The 20,967-nt window shown below is 60.7% G+C and carries 13 protein-coding genes; 6 read left to right on the top strand and 7 right to left on the bottom strand.

Annotation, left to right across the window (positions count from 1 at the left end; genetic code table 11):
- Window positions 1-133 precede the first annotated feature (133 nt).
- Window positions 134-1,624 (bottom strand): L-piperidine-6-carboxylate dehydrogenase, encoded by a 1,491-nt coding sequence (gene amaB / locus AC0Z4S_RS05715; protein ID WP_485622360.1) that lies wholly within the window; start codon window positions 1,622-1,624, stop codon window positions 134-136.
- Window positions 1,625-1,787: 163 nt separating this feature from the next.
- On the opposite strand from amaB, the gene AC0Z4S_RS05710 reads away from it, so the two are divergent.
- The 3 genes from AC0Z4S_RS05710 (at window position 1,788) to nadE (ending at window position 4,967) form a co-directional block, all read left to right on the top strand.
- Window positions 1,788-2,687, top strand: coding sequence for a LysR family transcriptional regulator (locus tag AC0Z4S_RS05710; RefSeq protein ID WP_485622359.1), 900 nt, complete (start codon window positions 1,788-1,790; stop codon window positions 2,685-2,687).
- Window positions 2,688-2,911: 224 nt separating this feature from the next.
- Window positions 2,912-4,135, top strand: a complete 1,224-nt coding sequence (pncB, locus tag AC0Z4S_RS05705; protein ID WP_042608959.1) for a nicotinate phosphoribosyltransferase — start codon at window positions 2,912-2,914, stop codon at window positions 4,133-4,135.
- Between the two features lie 4 nt (window positions 4,136-4,139).
- On the top strand, window positions 4,140-4,967 hold the full coding sequence (gene nadE / locus AC0Z4S_RS05700; protein ID WP_253498559.1) for an ammonia-dependent NAD(+) synthetase: 828 nt from the start codon (window positions 4,140-4,142) through the stop codon (window positions 4,965-4,967).
- 112 nt (window positions 4,968-5,079) lie between these two features.
- Here nadE and AC0Z4S_RS05695 read toward each other — a convergent pair whose 3' ends face one another.
- On the bottom strand, window positions 5,080-6,246 hold the full coding sequence (locus AC0Z4S_RS05695) for a hypothetical protein (protein ID WP_485622358.1): 1,167 nt from the start codon (window positions 6,244-6,246) through the stop codon (window positions 5,080-5,082).
- 200 nt (window positions 6,247-6,446) lie between these two features.
- Window positions 6,447-6,893 carry an azurin gene (gene azu, locus AC0Z4S_RS05690; protein ID WP_042608962.1) on the bottom strand — a complete coding sequence of 149 codons (447 nt, stop codon included), beginning with the start codon at window positions 6,891-6,893 and terminating at the stop codon, window positions 6,447-6,449.
- 341 nt (window positions 6,894-7,234) lie between these two features.
- On the opposite strand from azu, the gene AC0Z4S_RS05685 reads away from it, so the two are divergent.
- Together AC0Z4S_RS05685 and AC0Z4S_RS05680 are read left to right on the top strand one after the other, a co-directional pair.
- Window positions 7,235-7,822, top strand: a complete 588-nt coding sequence (locus tag AC0Z4S_RS05685; RefSeq protein WP_485622357.1) for a cytokinin riboside 5'-monophosphate phosphoribohydrolase — start codon at window positions 7,235-7,237, stop codon at window positions 7,820-7,822.
- 68 nt (window positions 7,823-7,890) lie between these two features.
- Entirely contained in the window at window positions 7,891-8,097 is a 207-nt protein-coding gene (locus tag AC0Z4S_RS05680; protein ID WP_485622356.1) for a hypothetical protein, read from the top strand.
- Between the two features lie 210 nt (window positions 8,098-8,307).
- Here the strand turns inward: AC0Z4S_RS05680 and AC0Z4S_RS05675 are convergent, their stop codons facing one another.
- The 4 genes from AC0Z4S_RS05675 to AC0Z4S_RS05660 all read right to left on the bottom strand — a co-directional run bounded on the left by AC0Z4S_RS05675 (window position 8,308) and on the right by AC0Z4S_RS05660 (window position 17,675).
- Window positions 8,308-9,198 carry a transglutaminase family protein gene (locus tag AC0Z4S_RS05675; protein ID WP_485622355.1) on the bottom strand — a complete coding sequence of 297 codons (891 nt, stop codon included), beginning with the start codon at window positions 9,196-9,198 and terminating at the stop codon, window positions 8,308-8,310.
- A complete protein-coding gene (locus AC0Z4S_RS05670; protein WP_485622354.1) occupies window positions 9,198-11,684 on the bottom strand; it encodes a circularly permuted type 2 ATP-grasp protein in 2,487 nt (828 codons plus the stop codon). Before AC0Z4S_RS05670 ends, AC0Z4S_RS05675 begins: the two co-directional genes overlap by 1 nt.
- Before the next feature lie 88 nt (window positions 11,685-11,772).
- On the bottom strand, window positions 11,773-15,048 hold the full coding sequence (locus tag AC0Z4S_RS05665; RefSeq protein ID WP_485622353.1) for a transglutaminase family protein: 3,276 nt from the start codon (window positions 15,046-15,048) through the stop codon (window positions 11,773-11,775).
- 323 nt (window positions 15,049-15,371) lie between these two features.
- Window positions 15,372-17,675, bottom strand: coding sequence for a YgiQ family radical SAM protein (locus AC0Z4S_RS05660; RefSeq protein WP_042608967.1), 2,304 nt, complete (start codon window positions 17,673-17,675; stop codon window positions 15,372-15,374).
- 226 nt (window positions 17,676-17,901) lie between these two features.
- On the opposite strand from AC0Z4S_RS05660, the gene AC0Z4S_RS05655 reads away from it, so the two are divergent.
- Entirely contained in the window at window positions 17,902-20,514 is a 2,613-nt protein-coding gene (locus AC0Z4S_RS05655) for a hypothetical protein (RefSeq protein WP_485622352.1), read from the top strand.
- Window positions 20,515-20,967 lie beyond the last annotated feature (453 nt).

Raw genomic sequence — 20,967 nt, 5'->3', positions numbered from 1 at the left:
CCAACAAACACACTGCAGATCCTGTGGGAGCGAGCCTGCTCGCGAAAGCGGTAAATCAGCCAACATCAATGTCGACTGACCTGACGCATTCGCGAGCAGGCTCGCTCCCACAGGGCCATCGCATCAATCTCCATCAGTCGAAAGTGATGCCCTGCGCCAACGGCAATTCCAGCGAGTAGTTGACGGTGTTGGTCTGCCGGCGCATGTACGCGCGCCAGGCATCGGAACCGGACTCACGGCCGCCGCCGGTCTCTTTCTCGCCACCGAAGGCGCCGCCGATTTCCGCACCGCTCGGGCCGATGTTGACGTTGGCGATGCCGCAGTCGCTGCCGACCGCCGACATGAACCGCTCGGCCTCGCGCACGTCGGTGGTGAAGATGCACGATGACAGGCCTTGCGGCACGGCGTTGTTCAGGCGCAGCGCTTCCTCGAAATCGCTGTAGCCGACCACATACAGAATCGGCGCGAAGGTTTCGCTGCAGACCACATCGCTCTGCTCGGGCATTTCCACGATGGCCGGCGACACGTAGTAGGCGTTGGGAAATTGCTCTTCCAATTGGCGCTTGCCGCCGAATACTCGGCCGCCTTCGCTGAGCGCCTGCTCGAGCGCGTCCTGCATGTTTTCGAAGCTGTGCCTGTCAATCAGCGGGCCGACCAGATTGCCTTGCAGCGGATGGCCGATGCGTACTTTCGAATAAGCGGCCTTCAGGCGAGTGACGATTTCTTCCTTCACCGACTCATGAGCGATCAGGCGACGCAGAGTCGTGCAGCGTTGCCCGGCGGTGCCGACGGCGCTGAACAGAATCGCGCGCACCGCCATGTCCAGATCGGCGCTCGGGCCGAGGATCATCGCGTTGTTGCCGCCCAGCTCGAGAATGCTGCGGGCAAAACGCGCGGCGACTTTCGGCGCCACTTCGCGGCCCATGCGCGTGCTGCCGGTGGCGCTGATCAGCGCGACGCGCGGATCGTCGACCAATGCTTCGCCGGCATCGCGACCGCCAATCACAACCTGGCACAGGCTCGCCGGAGCATCGCTGAAGTTCTTCACCACGCGGTCGAACAGCGCCTGACAGGCCAGCGCAGTCAGCGGGGTTTTTTCCGAGGGTTTCCACACCACAGGGTTGCCGCAAACCAGCGCCAGTGTGGTGTTCCACGCCCACACCGCGACCGGGAAGTTGAACGCGCTGATCACCCCGACCACGCCAAGCGGATGCCAGGTTTCGCGCATGTGGTGGCCCGGGCGTTCGGAAGCGATGGTCAAACCGTACAACTGGCGCGACAGGCCGACGGCGAAGTCGCAGATGTCGATCATCTCCTGCACTTCACCCAGACCTTCCTGCGTGATCTTGCCGGCCTCCCACGACACCAGCTCGCCGAGGTCTGCCTTGTATTCGCGCAACACTTCGCCGAACTGACGCACCAGTTCGCCACGACGCGGCGCCGGGACCTTGCGCCAGTGCTCGAATGCATGATCTGCGCGACTGATGTGCTGCTCGACTTCGGCAGCGCCTTCCCAGTTCACCGAGGCAATCTGACTGCCATCGATGGGCGAATGCACCGGCACTTTGCCGTTCTGGTACAGGGCCGGGTTGACTCCCAGACGATCAAGCAATGCGGCAACCATCGGTCTCTCCTCAAGCAAAAACAGAATGTGTGCGGCCATTAATTCATGGCCGGGCAGGCCTTTAGTTGTAGCGTCACAAAGGCGAACCAACAAACGACCTTTACGCCAGATATCATTCCGTTTATTCATGCTGCGTACAGAAAGACAAGAAAAAGGACTGGCCATGCTGAACAAACGCCACTTGCCCTCGATCACCGCCCTGCAGTGCTTCGAGGCGGTGACCCGGCACCTGAGTTTCACCCGCGCCGCCGAAGAGCTGAACCTGACCCAAAGTGCGGTAAGCAAGCAGGTCGCACAGCTCGAAGAACTGTTGCAGCACTTGCTGTTCCGCCGCGTGCGTCGGCGCTTGCAGATGACTCCGGCCGGAGATTTGTATCTGGTCGAGGTCAGAAAAATCCTCACTCAAGTGGAGATGTCGACGCATTACCTGCGTTCCTACGGCGGCGAAACCGAAGTCCTGCGCGTTTCCACCCCTTCAACCTTCGGCGCGCGCTGGCTGGTGCCGCGCCTGAAAGGCTGGCGACTGCGTCATCCATCGATCCATCTGGATCTGTGCAACGAACAGGAAGCCGATGATCTGCTGCAGGGGCGCAGTGATCTGGCTTTCTATTTCGGCCAGGCATCGCGACCGGGCACCGAATGCCTGAAACTGTTCGGCGAAGAACTGGTACCGGTCTGCGCCCCGGGGAGCCTGCCGGACACGCCATTCACTGACCCGACGCAGCTCACTGATCTGGTGCTGCTGCAAAATGCCTCGCGACCGCAGGCCTGGCACGACTGGTTCGACAGCCAGGGCTACCACACCGAACACAGCTATCACGGGCCGCGTTTCGAAACCTTTTATATGTGCATCCGCGCCGCCCAGGTCGGTTGTGGCGTGGCGCTGCTGCCACGGTTTCTGGTGGAAGAAGAATTGGCCGAGGGCAAACTGGTCATACCCTGGCAGCATGCGATGCCCAGCAGCGATGCCTATTACCTGGCCTACCCCGAACACGCGGCGGAAGTGCCGAAGGTACGGGATTTCGTGAAGTGGATGCTGGAGCAGATCGACAGCCCGGCTTGAGACCAACCGGACCATATTTGGCCCCTTTGTGGGAGCGAGCTTGCTCGCGAAAGCGTCAGGTCAGCCAAATCCTCTCTGACTGACACACCGCTTTCGCGAGCAAGCTCGCTCCCACAGGGATTTACAGTGGTATGAAAAATTGCTGGCAATCCTTGCACCTGATATGCGCCACTAGCGCCATCGATATAGACCGCGCCAGGCGCGGCGCAACTGGAGACCCGTTTATGAGCGAGAGTGTGTTTGCCGATCGCATCGTGCAGAACCTGCTCGACACCGACTTCTACAAGCTGACGATGATGCAGGCGGTGCTGCACAACTACCCCAACGTCGAAGTCGAATGGGAGTTCCGCTGCCGCAACGCCGAGGACCTGCGCCCGTATCTGGCCGAGATCCGTCATCAGATCGAGCGACTGGCCGAGCTGAGTCTCAGTGCCGATCAGCTGAGTTTCCTTGAGCGCATCACTTTCCTGAAACCGGACTTCCTGCGCTTCCTCGGCCTGTTCCGCTTCAACCTGCGCTACCTGCATACCGGCATCGAGAACGGCGAGTTGTTCATTCGCCTGCGCGGGCCGTGGCTGCACGTCATCCTTTACGAAGTACCGCTGCTGGCGATCGTCAGCGAAGTGCGCAACCGTTATCGCTACCGGGAAACCTCGCTGGAACAGGCGCGCGAACAGCTCTATCGCAAGTTCGACTGGCTGACCGCCAACGCCTCGGCCGACGAGTTATCGCAGTTGCAGGTCGCCGATTTCGGCACCCGCCGGCGCTTTTCCTTCGGCGTGCAAGCCGAAGTGGTCAATGTCCTCAAGCACGACTTCCCCGGACGGTTCGTCGGCACCAGCAACGTGCATCTGTCCCGCGAGCTGGACATGAAACCGCTGGGCACCATGGCTCACGAGTGGATCATGGCCCATCAGCAACTCGGCCCGCGCCTGATCGACAGCCAGATCGCTGCGCTCGATTGCTGGGTTCGCGAGTACCGGGGCCTGCTCGGTATCGCCCTCACCGACTGCATCACTACCGACGCCTTTCTTGGCGATTTCGATCTGTTCTTCGCCAAACTCTTCGACGGTCTGCGCCATGACTCCGGGGACCCGGTGGCGTGGGGCGAAAAGTGCATTGCGCATTACCACAAGCTCGGCATCGACCCGATGAGCAAGACCCTGGTGTTTTCCGACAGTCTGACCCTGCCAAAATCGTTGGAGATTTTCCGCGCGCTGCATGGTCGCATCAATGTGAGCTTCGGCATCGGTACCAACCTCACCTGTGACATCCCGGGTGTCGAACCGATGAGCATCGTGCTTAAAATGACCGCCTGCAACGGCCAGCCGGTGGCGAAGATTTCCGACGAGCCTGGCAAGACCCACTGCAAAGATCCGAATTTCGTCGCCTATTTGCGACATGTGTTTCAGGTTCCTGCCGAATCCAGTCTATCTAGCAAGGAGTGAATTCATGCAAGCCGTACAGCGTGAGATTGCTGAGCAGCTCAAGGTGCAACCACCGTTCGCCGACGATCAGGCCCTGCAGGCCGAAGTCGCCCGACGCCTGACGTTCATTCAGGATTGCCTGGTCAATTCCGGGCTCAAGACCCTGGTGCTGGGCATCAGCGGCGGCGTCGACTCACTGACCGCAGGCCTGCTGGCCCAGCGCGCGGTACGTGATCTACGCGAAAAAACCGGCGACGACCGCTACAAATTCATCGCCGTGCGCCTGCCCTACGAAACCCAGTTCGACGAGCACGACGCCAAGGCTTCGCTCGATTGCATCGCCCCTGACGAAATCCACACCGTGAACATCGGCCCGGCGGTCAAGGCGCTGGCTGCTCAGGTTTCGGCGTTCGAAGGCAAACCGGCGGCGTCGGTGGATTTCGTCCTGGGCAATACCAAGGCGCGGATGCGCATGGTCGCGCAGTACACGATTGCCGGGGTGGCGGGCGGTTTGGTGATCGGCACCGACCACGCGGCGGAAGCAGTGATGGGCTTTTTCACCAAATTCGGCGACGGCGCCTGCGACCTGGCACCGCTCAGCGGTCTGGTGAAAAATCAGGTTCGTGCGATTGCGCGCAGTTTCGGCGCGCCAGAGCCTTTGGTCGAGAAAGTACCGACGGCGGACCTCGAAGACCTGTCGCCGGGCAAACCGGACGAAGCGGCCCATGGCGTGACCTATGCCGAGATCGACGCCTTCCTGCATGGCGAGCCGGTGCGTGACGAGGCGTTCAGGATCATTGTCGACACGTACAACAAGACCCATCACAAACGAGTCATGCCGTTCGCACCTTGAACGGACGTACCGCAAAGTTGCCACTGGCAGCGATGTCTGTGTTTGGAACATCAAAACCAGACGATCACTGCCAGCCGCTTCGGACCTGCAGCATAGTGGGTTTCAGCATTCTTCAATCCGCGAGCTTGGCATCCGTAACGGATTCGATCGTGATCGTGAAGTTATCGGACGGGTCGTCCGACGGCGGTTTGACGTTGAATATGTATGTTGCGGGAGGTAAAGCTTTGAGCGTTTCTGTCCAGTCGTTCTTGTAATAGACGGAGGTGTTGGCCATACCCTTGTCGCCATCACGAATCAACAATTTGAAATGCCCAGCAGCAACGCCGTGAAACGTAAGCAGAGTAGACGTGGTGGTGTCACCATCTTCAAGATCTGGGCCACTCGCGGGCGAGACGCGAGTAATCTCAGGCTTTTTCGGCGTCCCGACATAGAAACTCCGCGGTTCGGTCGCTTGACCGCCCGGGGCCTTGGCCGTCAGCGAATATCGTTTGTCGACAGGCAAATCCAGCTCCCCCCCCCAATTGCCTCCCACCACCGGAAAGTTTGTGATCGGTGTCGGGTCGTCATTATCGAATATCTCTACCGAATTGGACGTCGCTGTCCCGGCAATTGATAAATTGGTGTCCGGCGTAGCGGTTTCGTCCCCTACCGGGCCGGAGGAGTCTGTCAGAGAGGTTATGTCCACCTCGCCTCCAGACGCTGGCTCCACGGTCACGGAGTAGAGATTGGATTCCTTGCCGTCATCCGCCCGGGCCTTCAGTGCGTAGGTTTTCCCGGCTTGCAGTTCAAGATCGCCGCCCCAGCTACGATCCCTCTCGACCGTGAAAGTGGCGATCACGTCAGGGGCTGAATCGTTCAGTATCTTTATCTGACCTTCTTTTGCCAGGCCGCTAATGACCAGTTTGGTGTCCTTGGTAGTGCCTTCGTGCTCGATATCATCCCCGTTGGAATCTTTCAGCGTTTTGATGAACGGCTTTGTTACAACTGAAATCAATACGAATGCATCGGTGGACTCGTCCTCGAAGGTCACTCGAAATTCGTGCCTTCCTTCTGGTATGTCATCTATGAGAAAGAATCCGATCCCGTCTGTGCTCGTATCACCGGTGTATTTCAGGGCATCGTCCACTAGAAAACTCAACTTTACAGACGAAGGCCCGGTAACGCTGAAACTGGCTCTTTGGGAAAAAATCACGCTGCCACTGGAAACCGCCTGTCCACCAGAAACCACCTGGGTGATTTCCAGCGGCAGGAGTGTAGATTTTCTAATTTTGCCAATCATGAAGGACACCTTCTTGCCTAGCCTGAGAAGGTTCTATCTAGCCCCCTGTTTTAAAGATCGGTCTACTGTCAGAAATAACAGGTATGAGCCCACTTCGGACGAACGGTAACGGCTTTCCACATGAATGACGGATGCTGATGCAAAAAACGCCGCTGCGATCATCCCGCAGCGGCGTTTTATTTTGATTCCCTATCCCCGAGTTATTTCAGGGTTACAGTGCCTTTCATCATCGAAATGTGGCCAGGGAACGAGCAGAAGAAGCCGTATTTTTCAGCGGCATCCAGCTTCGACACATCGAAAGTCACCGAATCGGTTTCCTTGGCGCCGATGATCTTGGTGTGGGCGATGATGCGCGCATCGCCATCCTTCAGGTAACTCTTGTCGATCCCGGCTGCGAGGCCGTCGGTAGCGATTGGCTGCATGTCAGCTTCTTTGCTGATCACCAGATTGTGACCCATGACGTTCTTCGGCAGGCTGCCGGAGTGGGTCAGTTCGACGGTGAAGGTCTTGCAGCTCTTGTCGATCACGATTTCCTTGGTGTTGAAGGACATCTGATCGGTGGAATCAACGGTGGTTTTGCACTCGGCAGCCATCAATTGGCTGCTGGCCAGCGCCAGCAGGGATACCGCAACAACTTTGGAAAACATGGTGAATCTCCAAGGCAGGGTTAACAAAACACTAGTGGTGCAAAGACTGCCTGAAATCTTCGCAAGTTCCTATGACTTGAGTCAAAAATTGTATACAACTTTCCGGCTATGGCACTCATCGACACAATCTAACGGCCTTTTCATTTGGCCAGCCCTATGATCGGCCCACCTACTGAAACGGAGTGCCTGTCATGATCTTCAACGGCCTGTTGTGCAGCTTGCTCGCCGCCTACGCTTGTGGCGCCAGCGGTACTTTTGAATCACCCGAACGCGAAGTCTAGCCCTTGGACCGAGACGCGCCAGCCGGTACCCTGTGCGACTGATCGACCCAGGAGTAACGCATGTCGCTGAAATCCGTTTGTGTGTTTTGCGGTGCCAACGCCGGCACTGTTCCAGCCTACACCGAAGCCGCCGTCGCCCTTGGCCGGGCACTGGCCGAACGCAAGTTGACGCTGGTCTACGGCGGCGGCGCCGTCGGTTTGATGGGCATTGTCGCTGACGCTGCCCTCGCTGCTGGCGGCGAAGTGATCGGCATCATCCCGCAAAGCCTGATGGACAAGGAGATTGGCCACAAGAGCCTGACGCGCCTGGAAGTGGTCGACGGCATGCACGCGCGCAAGGCGCGGATGGCCGAACTCAGCGATGCGTTCATCGCCCTCCCCGGCGGCCTCGGCACGCTGGAAGAGCTGTTCGAAGTCTGGACCTGGGGCCAACTCGGCTACCACGGCAAGCCTTTGGGGCTGCTGGAAGTGAACGGGTTCTACAGCAAACTCACGGCTTTTCTCGATCATATCGTCGGCGAAGGCTTCGTTCGCACGCCACACCGTGACATGCTGCAAGTGAGCGAATCGCCAGATTCCCTGCTCGACGCCCTCGATCAGTGGCAGCCGACCGTCACACCCAAGTGGGTCGACCAAAAACCGGGTTAACCCCCGGACACCGATACAGGGCAGAATACGCGCCGCTCAACCTCACCTTCGACCCCAGAGGATCGCCCATGGCCAAACCCAATTACTCCTTCGCCAAACGTCAACGAGACCTGGCAAAGGAACAGAAGAAAGAGGAAAAGCTTCAGCGCAAGAAGCAAACCGCTGAAGAAGCGGCACTGAACCCTGACGGTGATGTGGCGACAGATGATGATGTTGATGCACCCGATGCACCCGATGCACCCGATGCACCGAAAGATCAGACGCCCGACGCCTGAGCCCCACCGGGTTTGATGATCGAATCAGGCCCTGCGGATTTGTGACGGGGCTGGCGGTTCCTGCTGCCGGCCCTCACAGCCCTGCTTTCCCTGAAACACCAAAATCCCCTGTGGGAGCGAGCCTGCTCGCGAATGCGGTATATCTGTTACAAATCTATTGGCTGACCTGACGCTTTCGCGAGCAGGCTCGCTCCCACATTTGAAAACTCATCAATTCTGCGGCATCACCGTGACCCGCACTTCCGGATCGTGATTACCGCCACCGAGAATTACCCCGCGCAGCGGCGACACATCGGAAAAATCCCGGCCCCACGCCAACGTGATGTGTTCCAGCGCCGGATGCACATTGTTGGTCGGATCGAAATCCACCCAACCCAGCACCGGGCAGAACACCGAAACCCAGGCATGTGAGGCGTCGGCGCCGATCAGACGTGGTTGCCCCGGCGGTGGCTGGGTCAGCAGGTAGCCGCTGACATAACGCGCCGCCAGCCCGCGTGAGCGCAGGCAGGCCAGCATCAGGTGGGCAAAGTCCTGACAGACCCCGCGTCGACGCTCCAGCACTTCCACCAGTGGCGTCGCCACTTGGGTGGCTTCGGCATCGAAGGTGAATTCGCTGAAGATCTTCTGCATCAGCGCCTGCACGCCGTGCAGCAACGGACGCCCCGGCGGAAAACAGCTTTGCGAGAACTCGACGAAGCTGCGCTTCAAATGCACATAAGGCGACTGGAACCGGTAGCGACAGGCTTCGAGCAAGTCGGCGGCCAACGGCTGACTGCTGTAGGTCAGCGCATCGCGGGTCTGCTCCCACGCCGGCGAGTGATTGAAATCCAGCGCCGGGCGCGCAAGCACCTCGACCGTCAGCCGGGCGTTGACCTGCAATTGGTCATGGGGCCGTTCAAATGCCAGCCGCGTCAGCGGATTACCGAATACATCCCGTTCATCCCGGCGCATGGTCGGCTCCGGGCTGATCAGCAACTGCTGTTCGGTGCAGCGCTGCCAGCTGCATTCGCGCGGCCACAGGTGCGCCAGTTGCTGCGCAAGGGAAACCGGGCTGTCGTAGTGATAACAGGTGTCGTGGAAGATCTGATACTGAGCGCTCATCAGACCGACACCGTGCGCTGGCTGACATCATCGACATGGGCGAAATGGCGCAGCGCCAGACGATCCGATACCTGGCCGCTGGCTTCGGCGATTTCCTGCAACAGATCGGCCAGACCATCCAGCGCAGCCCGCACGCTGGATTTGCCGAACAGCGGATTTTCCAGACAACCCAGATCAAATCGCGACAGGCGTTCGACCAATTGCGGCAGCACGGTCTCGCGAGGCGCGGAGAAATCGTCGTTCAGGCGTTTCAGAGTGCGGGTGACCAGTTTCAGCTGAAACAGCACGGCGTGGGGGTTCTGCTCATCCAGCAAGAGCAGATCGAGCACCGGAATCAACTGCGCCACGGCCAGGTAGCGCGAGCGATAGGTGATGCTGCTGTTACCCAGTTCCAGCAACCACTCCAGCCCCGCTTGATCAAACGCACCCGCACCGCGCAGAAACGCGGCCAGGCTGCTGCTGAGAAATTGCAGGCGTTCGATGCGCCGGCCGATCATCAGAAAGCGCCAGCCTTCGTCGCGGGTCATGTCATCCAGGGCAAACCCCGACAGCGCCGCCAGCGACATCACCAGACGGTTGAGGAAATCCAGCAACTCGCCGAAATCCGGCTCATCGACTTCCAGCTCCAGTGCTTCGCGCTGCAATTCGACCAGCGCCTGCCAGTTCTCGCGGGACAGCTTGCCGCGCACTTGCGACGCAGCCCACTGCAAGCGCTGCAAGTTGGAGCGCAGGCTGAACGACCAGTCCTCACCCAGCAGCGCAGCGAGCAGGCGCTCCGGCAGTTCGCCTTCATCCGGCAACAGCGCCAGTCGCTCACCGAGATCGACCGCCGCCTGCAACGCCTGCGGATCATCGCCATCGACATAGCGCGTGAGCATGATGCGCAGCAGCCGCGCGCTGTCATCACAGCGTTCGCAGTAGCGGCCGAACCAGAACAGGTTTTCCACCACCCGCGACGGCAGGTACGGATCACGGCGGACCAGATCGTGCACGCCGACATTGCGTTGCGCCTTCCATTGCTCGCCACTCGGCGCACGGTCGCTGAGCACCCAGGTGTCCTTGCTCGCCCCGCCGCGCTGCATCGACACCACCTCGGCATCGGCGTCGGCCGCCACTCGGGTCAACCCACCTGGCAACACGCGGTAGCCATCGTGGCTGGCCACCGCGTACATGCGCATGCCGATCGCGCGCGGTTGCAGTTGACCGTCATCGGCTTGCCAGACCGGCGCCTGCGACAGTTGCGCCAGTTCTTGCGCGACATAGGCATAAGGCCGCGCCTGCATGCGTTGCGCCAGCTCCAGGCGCTGACTTTCATTCAAGTCACGGCCGAAAACAGGCGCGAAGCTCTGCGACGGGAACGCCGGTTTGATCAACAGCTCAGGAAGTTTTTCCAGCGCTTGCGCCAGCACTGGTGCCTCCCCGCACCACCAGGTGGCGATCGACGGCAGGATCAGTTCTTCACCAAACAGGAATTGGTTGATCTTCGGCAGAAAGCCCAACAGGCCCGGCGATTCCAGCACCCCGCTGCCCAGCGCATTGGCCACCAGCACCCGCCCTTGACGCACCGCTTCGAGCAGGCCGGGCACGCCCAGCGCCGAGTCGGTACGCAACTCCAGCGGGTCGCAGAAATCATCGTCGAGGCGGCGCATGATCGCGTGCACCCGGCGCAGGCCGCTGAGGGTTTTCAGGTACACCGTGGCATTGCGCACGGTCAGATCGCCGCCCTCGACCAACGGATAACCGAGCTGGCGAGCCAGATACAGATGCTCGAAATAGCTTTCGTTGAAACGCCCCGGCGTCAGCAGTACCACCAGCGGCGCGTCCTCGCCCTCCGGAGCCTGTCGCGCCAGGGTCTCCTGCAACGTGCGGAAGAAGCCGGCCAGATGCTGCACCTTCAGATCCCGGTACAGATCAGGGAAAGCCCGGGAGACGATGGTGCGGTTTTCCAGCGCATAACCGGCACCGGACGGCGCCTGGGTGCGATCGGCGGTGACCCACCAGCGGCCGTCCGGCGTGCGCGCCAGATCCACGGCATACAAATGCAAAAAGGCTGACTCGGGCGGCGCAATGCCCTGACAGGGCCAGAGAAAATTGTTGTGCCCGAACACCAGCTCTGCCGGCAGCAGACCTTCGCTGATCAGCCGTTGCGGGCCGTACAGATCCGCCAGCACCGCATTGAGCAAGCGCGCACGCTGAGCGATGCCGGCGGACAATTGCTGCCACTCATCCGCCGCAATCACATGGGGTAGCAGATCCAGCTCCCATGGCCGATCAGCCCCTTTGGGGTCGGCATAGACGTTGTAGGTGACACCGTTTTCCTGAATCTGCCGCGCCAGCAAGGCCTGGCGCTGCACCAGTTGCGCGGGGCTGCTGCGCTGCAACTGATCGAACAGCCGCTGCCAATGCGCACGCACTGCGCCGCTGCCGTCGAGCAGTTCGTGGTAGGTGCCCGCGTTCAGCGGGTAGCGGTCTAGCAGGTCAGGCATGGAAAGCTCGGCAGACAGCAGGGAACGGTCAGACTAACGCAGGCACGTGACACGCGGATATACGAAAAATCCGCGTGTTGCGCAGGCTCTAGAAACGGCGCAGATCGATGGTCATCGGTAGCTCGTCATTGATTTCTACATGGGGTACGGGAAGTTTCCCCGGCGTGTGTCCGAGGCGGAAAAACCGCGCCATGCGCCGGCTCTCTGCTTCGTTGGCATTGACCGGCAAGGTTTCGTAATTGCGCCCGCCGGGATGGGCCACGTGATACTGGCAACCGCCCAGCGAACGACCCATCCAGGTATCGAGCAGGTCGAACACCAACGGCGCGTGCACCGGTATGGTCGGATGCAGACAGTTGGCTGGTTGCCAGGCTCGAAAGCGCACCCCGGCGACAAACTCGCCTACTCGTCCGGTCGGGTGCAACGGCACCGCGACGCCATTGCAAGTCAGCAGATAGCGCTGTGGCGGCAGGCCGTTGAGCTTGACCTGCAAGCGCTCCAGCGAAGAATCGACGTAACGCACCGTGCCGCCCGCCGTGCCCTCCTCGCCCAGCACATGCCAGGGTTCGAGGGCCTGGCGCAGCTCCAGCTCGATGCCGTTGACAGCATAATCACCGACCTTGGGAAAGCGAAATTCCTGATGCGCAGCGAACCATTCCGCACGCAACGGATAGCCGGCATGGTTGAGCTCGACGATGACGTCGGCAAAATCCTGCTCGATAAAGTGCGGCAGCAGAAAGCGGTCATGCAGCTCCGTGCCCCAGCGCGCCAGCTTCGGCGGCGCGTAAGGCTCGCGCCAGAACCTTGCGACCAATGCCCGCAACAGCAACTGCTGGGCCAGACTCATCTGCGCGTGGGGCGGCATTTCAAAAGCGCGCAGTTCCAGCAGACCCAGGCGCCCGGTGGCGCCGTCCGGCGAATACAGTTTGTCGATGCAGAATTCGGCGCGATGGGTATTGCCGGTGACATCGATCAGCAAATTGCGCAACAGTCGGTCAACCAGCCACGGCGCACACTCCTCGCCCGGCTCGGGCATCTGCGCGAAAGCGATCTCCAGTTCGTACAAGGCATCATTGCGCGCCTCATCGACCCGTGGCGCCTGGGAGGTCGGGCCGATGAACAGCCCGGAAAACAGGTACGACAGCGACGGATGGTTGTGCCAATAACTGATCAGGCTGCGCAGCAGATCCGGCCGCCGCAGAAACGGAGAGTCCGCCGGTGTCGCGCCGCCAAGGACAAAATGGTTGCCGCCGCCGGTGCCGGTATGGCGCCCGTCGATCATGAACTTCTCGGTGGTCAGACGCGTTTGCCGCGCCTGCTCATAAAGAAACTCGGTGCGCTCGACCAACTCGTCCCAGGTCGCCGACGGCTGCACGTTGACCTCGATCACGCCTGGGTCCGGGGTGATACGAAAATTGCTCAGGCGCGGATCACTCGGCGGCTCATAACCTTCCAGCAGCACCGGGCAGCGCAGCTCTTCGGCGGTGGCCTCAATGGCCGACACCAGTTCCAGATAATCCTCGACCCGCTCCAGCGGTGGCATGAACAGATACAGCCGCCCTTCGCGAGCCTCTGCGCAGAATGCGGTGCGGGTCAGCCAGTCCGCGGACTCATCGATTTTCGGCACCCGCTCATCCACCGTAGCCGGTTCGCCGTGCACACCAAGCTGCGCGGCATCCGGCAGTTGAGCAAAGTCCTGATTCGGATCGTTGGGATGGATGAACGGATATTCCGCCGCCTTCACCCACGGCTGCGACGCCAACGGCAAGCGATAACCCAGCGGCGAATCCCCCGGCACCAGGCGACAGTGCTCGTCACGCAGATACCAGCGCCCGCTCTGCCATTGATCGCCCTTGGCCGTGCGCGCCAGCGGCAGCACCTGACCGATCACCTTGTTCAGACCCTGACTGAAGACCTTGCGCAGCCGCGCGCGCTCCAGCGGTTCTTCCAGACGCGAATCTTCAGCGCTGACGTTGCCGGGCAACGCGCCCTCACGCCAGAGGTAGTAGAGGTGATCTTCGTAGGCCGGGAACACAAAGCGCACAGGCAACTTCAGACGCTCGGCAACACTGGCGAGAAAGCGTCCGGCCAGTTCCCCGTCGGCGGCGTAGTCCTGCTGTTCGTCGGCGATCAACGCGTCGTTGTGCCAGATCGGCTGACCGTCGCGGCGCCAGTAACAATTGAGCGACCAGCGCGGCAATTGCTCGCCGGGATACCACTTGCCCTGGCCAAAATGCACCAGCCCCTGCGGCGCGTATTGCTTGCGCATGCGCTGGAACAGTTCGGCGGACAGCCGGCGCTTGTCCGGCCCCAGCGCGGCGGTGTTCCATTCGGCGCCGTCCGGGTCGTCGATGGAGACGAAGGTCGGCTCGCCGCCCATGGTCAGGCGCACATCGCCTTCGAGCAGGTCGGCGTCGATCTGCCGGCCCAGCGCCTGAATCGCTCGCCATTGCTCATCGGTGTAGGGCTTGGTGACGCGCGGCGCTTCCCAGATTCGCTCCACTGACATTTCATGGCTGAACTGCGTCTCGCAAGGTTCGACCAGACCACTGATCGGCGCCGCCGAGGACGGATCAGGACTGCAGGCCAACGGGATATGCCCTTCACCGGCGAACAGCCCGGACGTGGCATCGAGGCCGATCCAGCCGGCGCCGGGCAGATACACCTCGCACCACGCATGCAGGTCGGTGAAGTCGACGTCGGTGCCGGACGGGCCGTCGAGGCTTTTCACGTCGGCGGTCAGTTGAATCAGGTAACCGGAGACAAACCGCGCCGCCAGACCGAGATTGCGCAGCAACTGCACCAGCAGCCATGCCGAGTCTCGGCAGGAGCCGGAAGCGTGCTGGAGGGTGTGCTCCGGGGTTTGCACGCCCGGTTCCATGCGGATCAGGTAGCCGATGTCTTCGCTGAGGCGCTGATTGAGCGCCACCAGAAAATCCACCGCGGGCAGCGGCGTGCGGTCGATGCTGTCGAGGTAAGCCTTGAAGGTTGGCGTCAGCGGCAGGGTTTCGAGGTACGGCGCCAGCTCCTTGCGCTCGTCGGCGGCGTAGCTGAACGGGATTCGCTCGGCGTACGGTTCGAGGAAGAAGTCGAAGGGATTGAACACCGCCATCTCGGCGAGCAGATCGACTTCGATGCGCAGCTCTGCGGTTTTCTCGGGGAATACCAGACGTGCCAGGTAATTGCCCTGAGGGTCCTGCTGCCAGTTGATGAAATGCTGCTCGGGCGAGACTTTCAGCGCATAGGACAGAATCCGCGTGCGACTGTGGGGCGCCGGGCGCAGGCGTACGATCTGCGGGCCGAGTTCGACAGCGCGGTCGTAGCGATAATGCGTGACGTGATGCAATGCGACATGAATCGACACGGCGTGCCTCCTGCGAGCCTGGGCGTAGAGGAAAGCGCGCAAGACTTATGCCATGCACAGGCCAGCGCGCTTTCTCGAAATGCTCAAGGCAGTACAGCACCAAAACCGGGCGAAGCGAGGAAATGCTTTGGCTCAGTTGCACGCAAATGTTGCGGACGCTGATTCTTGCCGTGTTTGATCGGACGCTTTCGCGAGCAGGCTCGCTCCCACATTTGGAATGCGTTCCCCTGTGGGAGCGAGCCTGCTCGCGAAGAGGCCAGCGGCAACAACTAATTTCCTGAGGCCTGATATGCAAAACGCCAACCCGAAGGTTGGCGTTTTCTTTAGCGCGGCACGACCGGCTTGCGCGTCGGCTTCGGTCCTTTGCCCTTCGCCGCATCCTTGCGCTCCTTGGCCGCCTGCTGGTTGCGGGCGAATGCCGCGGCCTTGGCCTGTTCACGCTTGTCCCATGGATTACCACCATCACTGGCACGCGGCGGCAGGCCGGTGTGCTGGGTGAGGATCTTGGTGGTCTTCTCTTTGGCGACCTTGTGGCTGCCGGCCGGAGTCGAGTTTTTGCGACGGGCGCTCTGGTAGCTGTCGGTGGCCGGCTGATGCGCCGGGATCAGTTGATCCTTGCCCGGGCCGATCAGATCGGCGCGGCCCATGCGGATCAGCGCTTCACGCAGCATCGGCCAGCCTTTCGGGTCGTGATAACGCAAGAACGCCTTGTGCAGGCGACGCTGCTCTTCGCTCTTGACGATGGTCACGCCATCGCTCTTGTAGGTCACCTTGCGCAGCGGGTTCTTGCCCGAGTGGTACATCGCAGTGGCGGTGGCCATCGGCGACGGGTAGAACGCCTGCACCTGGTCGGCGCGGAAGCCGTTGCCCTTGAGCCACAGGGCCAGGTTCATCATGTCTTCGTCGGTAGTGCCCGGGTGGGCGGCGATGAAGTACGGAATCAGGTACTGCTCCTTGCCGGCTTCCTTGGTGTACTTCTCGAACATGCGCTTGAACTTGTCATAGCTGCCGATGCCCGGTTTCATCATCTGGTTGAGCGGACCTTCCTCGGTGTGCTCCGGGGCGATCTTCAGATAACCACCGACGTGATGGGTCACCAGCTCTTTGACGTACTCCGGCGACTCGACCGCGAGGTCGTAACGCAGACCCGACGCGATCAGAATCTTCTTCACACCCGGCAGGGCACGGGCGCTGCGATACAGCTGGATCAGCGACGAGTGGTCGGTGTTCAGGTTCGGGCAGATGCCGGGGAACACGCAGGACGGCTTGCGGCATGCGGATTCGATTTCCGGGCTCTTGCAGGCGATGCGGTACATGTTCGCGGTCGGGCCGCCGAGGTCGGAAATGACGCCGGTGAAGCCCGGGACCTTGTCGCGGATCTCTTCGATTTCGCGAATGATCGACTCTTCGGAACGGTTCTGGATGATCCGCCCTTCGTGCTCGGTGATCGAGCAGAAGGTGCAGCCACCAAAACAGCCACGCATGATGTTCACCGAGAAACGGATCATGTCGTAGGCCGGGATCTTTTCCTTGCCGTACGCCGGGTGCGGAACGCGGGCGTAAGGCATGCCGAACACGTAGTCCATTTCTTCGGTGGTCATCGGAATCGGCGGCGGGTTGAACCAGACATCGACCTCGCCATGCTTCTGCACCAGCGCACGGGCGTTGCCCGGGTTGGTTTCCAGGTGCAGCACGCGGTTGGCGTGGGCGTACAGAACCGGGTCGTTACGGACCTTTTCCATCGACGGCAGACGAATCACGGTCTTGTCGCGGGTCATGCGCGGGCTGGCGAGGATCTGCACGACCTTGGCTTCCTGCGGATCTTCGACCGGCCCCTTCTCCTGCTCGATGGCGCAGGCCTGGGTGTCTTGCGTGTTGACGTACGGGTTGATGATCTTGTCGACCTTGCCCGGACGATCGATGCGCGTGGAATCCACCTCGTACCAGCCCTGCGGCGTGTCGCGACGGATGAACGCGGTGCCGCGCACGTCGGTGATGTCTTCGATCTTGTGGCCCCACGACAGACGCTGGGCAACCTCGACGATGGCACGTTCAGCGTTGCCGTACAGCAGAATGTCGGCGCTGGCGTCGATCAGGATCGAATTGCGCACGCGATCCTGCCAATAGTCGTAGTGGGCGATGCGGCGCAGCGAGGCTTCGATGCCGCCGAGCACGATCGGCACGTGCTTGTAGGCTTCCTTGCAGCGCTGACTGTAAACCAGGCTGGCGCGGTCAGGACGCTTGCCGGCCATGCCACCAGGCGTGTACGCGTCATCGGAACGGATTTTCTTGTCCGCGGTGTAGCGGTTGATCATCGAGTCCATGTTGCCCGCCGCGACACCGAAGAACAGATTCGGCTCGCCGAGCTTCATGAAGTCGTCTTTGGACTGCCAGTTCGGCTGCGCAATGATCCCGACGCGAAAGCCCTGCGACTCCAGCAGCCGGCCGATGATTGCCATGCCAAACGACGGGTGATCGACGTAGGCATCACCGGTAACAATGATGATGTCGCACGAATCCCAGCCAAGCTGATCCATCTCCTCCCTGCTCATCGGCAGGAATGGCGCTGGCCCGAAACATTCGGCCCAATATTTTGGATAGTCAAATAACGGCTTGGCTGCTTGCATGTCGACGACCGGTGTTGAAGTGAAAAATCGCGGGCGCGGAATATAGCACAAAATTTAACCAATTCCGACGGCAATGGTCGGTTTTCACGACAACGTGCCCTGCGCGCCTCCAGCAGAAAATCTCCGGTGAGCTTCAACCCGCCAGACAGCAGCAATGACGCTGAACACCTTGCAGAACCCGATGACCGGAGTTCTGCAACCGCCACTTTTTCAAGGATGAAGAAACATGGCCGTAAAACCGCCTCGCAATGGCAACATCCATGTGGACGTGGACGTCCACATCCGCTCGAACCGACCGATGGACGGCAGGACGGAAACCAGTGGTACGCCGGGCCGCAAAAACCTCGATCCGTGGCTCCTTGGCGAAAAACCGAAACCGCGGACACCGCCGCCCGGGGTGGCGGACGCCGATGCAATTCTGCCCGCCCCGCCTGTCATCCTCCACCGGACACCGGCCCCTGTTGAAATTCGTCTCTTCCACGATCAGTCGTTAAGGCGCTATTGGATCAAAACCGCGGCAAAACTGCCGCCCGCCAACGGCGAAGGATTCAGGATCTACAACAAACGACAGTACGTCGACGTCTCCGATGGCGGCGTCGTTCTGGTCGCGGTGGAGCCAGCCACCGGACAGTACCGGGCCCGGCTATCAAGCGAACTGCATGCCTCCGGGCCACTGCTGTTGCGCGATGTCGACAGCGGACTCTGGCATCCACTCAATGATGTCGACGCAACCCACGTACCGCTGACCGATGCAAGCCTTCAACCGTTTCGCACTGATCTGGATTTCAGCACATCCGAACCCGGCAGCGATGGGCTGTTTCGCCACGACGGCAAGCTCTACGTGGTCATCCACAACCAAGCGTACCAGGCAATGCTGGATCTCGACGCGTCGAGTCCGTCGCACAAGGTGTGGCGCATCGTTAACGCCAAGGATCCGGTCGCCACCGACAGCGCCAACATCTACCGGGCCAGTCGCAGCGGCGAAACCCGGGCCATCACTCGCAACGAGGCGGGCGTCTGGGTTTCTGTAATGACGGGGCTGAGAGGCGGCATGCCGCGCAATAACCCGAGGCAGGTCAATATGGCCCTGCTGATGCAACGTTATGAACCCTTCCAGAAAGCCCACACCGCTCTGATCGAATCATCCACGCAGTACGACGCGCTGTGGAGCGAGGCCCGACAACAGGCGGAAAGTCCCACAAGGACCGCGGCTCTGGTCGCCGTTGAGGTGCATTTGCTCAGGCACATCAGAAAACAGACGGCCTTCGTTCAGTCGCTCGTCGACAACAAGGACTGGATGACCATCCTCAAGGCCGGCGGGCTATTCAAGGAAGAACTGCACACCTTCCGGGTAGAACACGTCGAGTCCCTCAACAGGCTCATGGCCGTCATGGACCTCAGGGTCAGGCCTGAGACGACAGACCTGAGTGCCGACAGCTGCAGGAAAATCCTCACTCACCTGGACAAGAAGCTGAAGTTCCTCGAGGAGCGTCAGGTAGTGATGGAGCAGATCAGAAAAGCCTCCCCCGGAGCGGCCGCACAACTGGCGGAGCTCAGCCAACAGGTACCGACGGCGGAGCGCATCAACTTCAACAAACTGACGCTTTATGTGCACCTGTTTGCAGGCACTCCCGACCAGCCGCCAGACACCACAATGCCTTCGCTGTCTGCCATCGACCTGATCACCGGGGATCTGAGCAGTGTTCCAGAACGAGAGCACACCATGGCACTCCTGCTGGCCCTTGACCAGATCAGAGGGGACAAGAGTCGCTTCGAAATGCTGCTGAGCTCGCAAAGCCCCAAGGACCAATACCTTGAGCAGATCATTGCCTTGATCGAACCGATCGAGAAGAAGATTGACAGCACTTTGAACGAAATCCTTGACGTTTCTATGCCCCATTCCGATCTGCCGAGCCTCGACCAGGATATCGATTTCGACTTCATTCCGGCGCAACCCGTCTACGCCGAGACAGGGCGTCCCGCCCCCGCCAGGAAAATGTTCCGAACGCGCCGGCACGGCACTTACAGGGTACTGGTCGGGGAGACCGAGACCGCCCCGGACGGCAGCGTCATCATCAAGGTTGCCGATCCGTTGCGACCCGATTCGCCCCCCCGGCGCTACGAAAAAAGACAGGAAGAGTGGCTGCCAGTGCTGCCGCCAATCGTCCGTGTACCGCGAGCGCAACTGATCCGCGAAGCAACCGCGTCACTGGACAGCCATGAGCACCACATGGCCGATGCGCGCGTCCAGGAAGCCCAAAAAGCCAACCCGACGAACATCATGGAAACTCTGGGCACCGAAAGCGACCGGCTCAATGAGCAGGCCAGACGGCTGGAGGACCATGCAAGCCAGATCGAGGATAGCGTGATCGTCGATCTCGCCGCACGCCTGCGAACCGCAGCCGATGCCTTGACGGACCTGGGGCAGAAGATCCACATGCGGATGTACAAGGACAAAGACGTGCTGGACATCATGCGCCTGAACTATCTGATGGATCGCGCCGAAGTCAATGTCCGCAGGACGGTTAATCGCAAGGCGCTGGGCAAAGGCAAGGAAAGGGAGTTCCTGGACGTTTATTCCATCAGCGATAGCACTGACGGTGCGCCGTTGTGGGAAGCGCATTTTCACTATGACAGGCAGGACAGCCACCCGCTGGGCTTCAAAACCAGAGGCGGTCATTTGAAAACCCTTGAACAGAGCAGACTCGGGGTCAAGTCGCAGCGCCGCGATGAACTGGCCGGTCGGCCGCATACCGAGATCTGGCGCAATCATTTCGATGGCAAGACAGCGCAAAAAATATTCACCATGGCGGACAACGCCGCTGCGCTCTCCAGCTAAATGGCCATGCCCGGGCAACGGGCTTGTGCCTCCTGTAACAACCAACAGGCAATGACGCCGAACGTTATCGGCGCCCGTTCGCGGGCGCCTGACAAGCAAACTTGCAAGGAAGTAAAAATGTCACCACGACTACCCTTCAAAGGAACCGTTGAACACTCTGCACGACCGCCCCGGCAAGGCTCGGAAACAGCAAGGCCCGAGACGCCGCCGCGTGTCGATTTCGGCCCGTCGACCTCACGGGGAACACTAACCCCTGAAGGGCCCGGCAGACCTGCAAGCGACGCTGACCCGGATACCGTCACGCCGATACCGGCGGTAACGATTCGTGAGTCAGCGCCCCCAAGGGCCGCACTCACGCGTGAGCAATGGCCCCTGGAGCATTACTGGATCACCGTCCCCCCTGATTTACCAGGTCCGAACGCCGAGGGTTTCCGGATGCACAAGGGACGCCGG

It is taken from the genome of Pseudomonas sp. 1L-B-1-E-C1, from assembly GCF_057291835.1.
The sequence above is the reverse complement of the archived record's forward strand: the minus strand, read 5'-3'. Positions and strand labels throughout refer to the sequence as shown.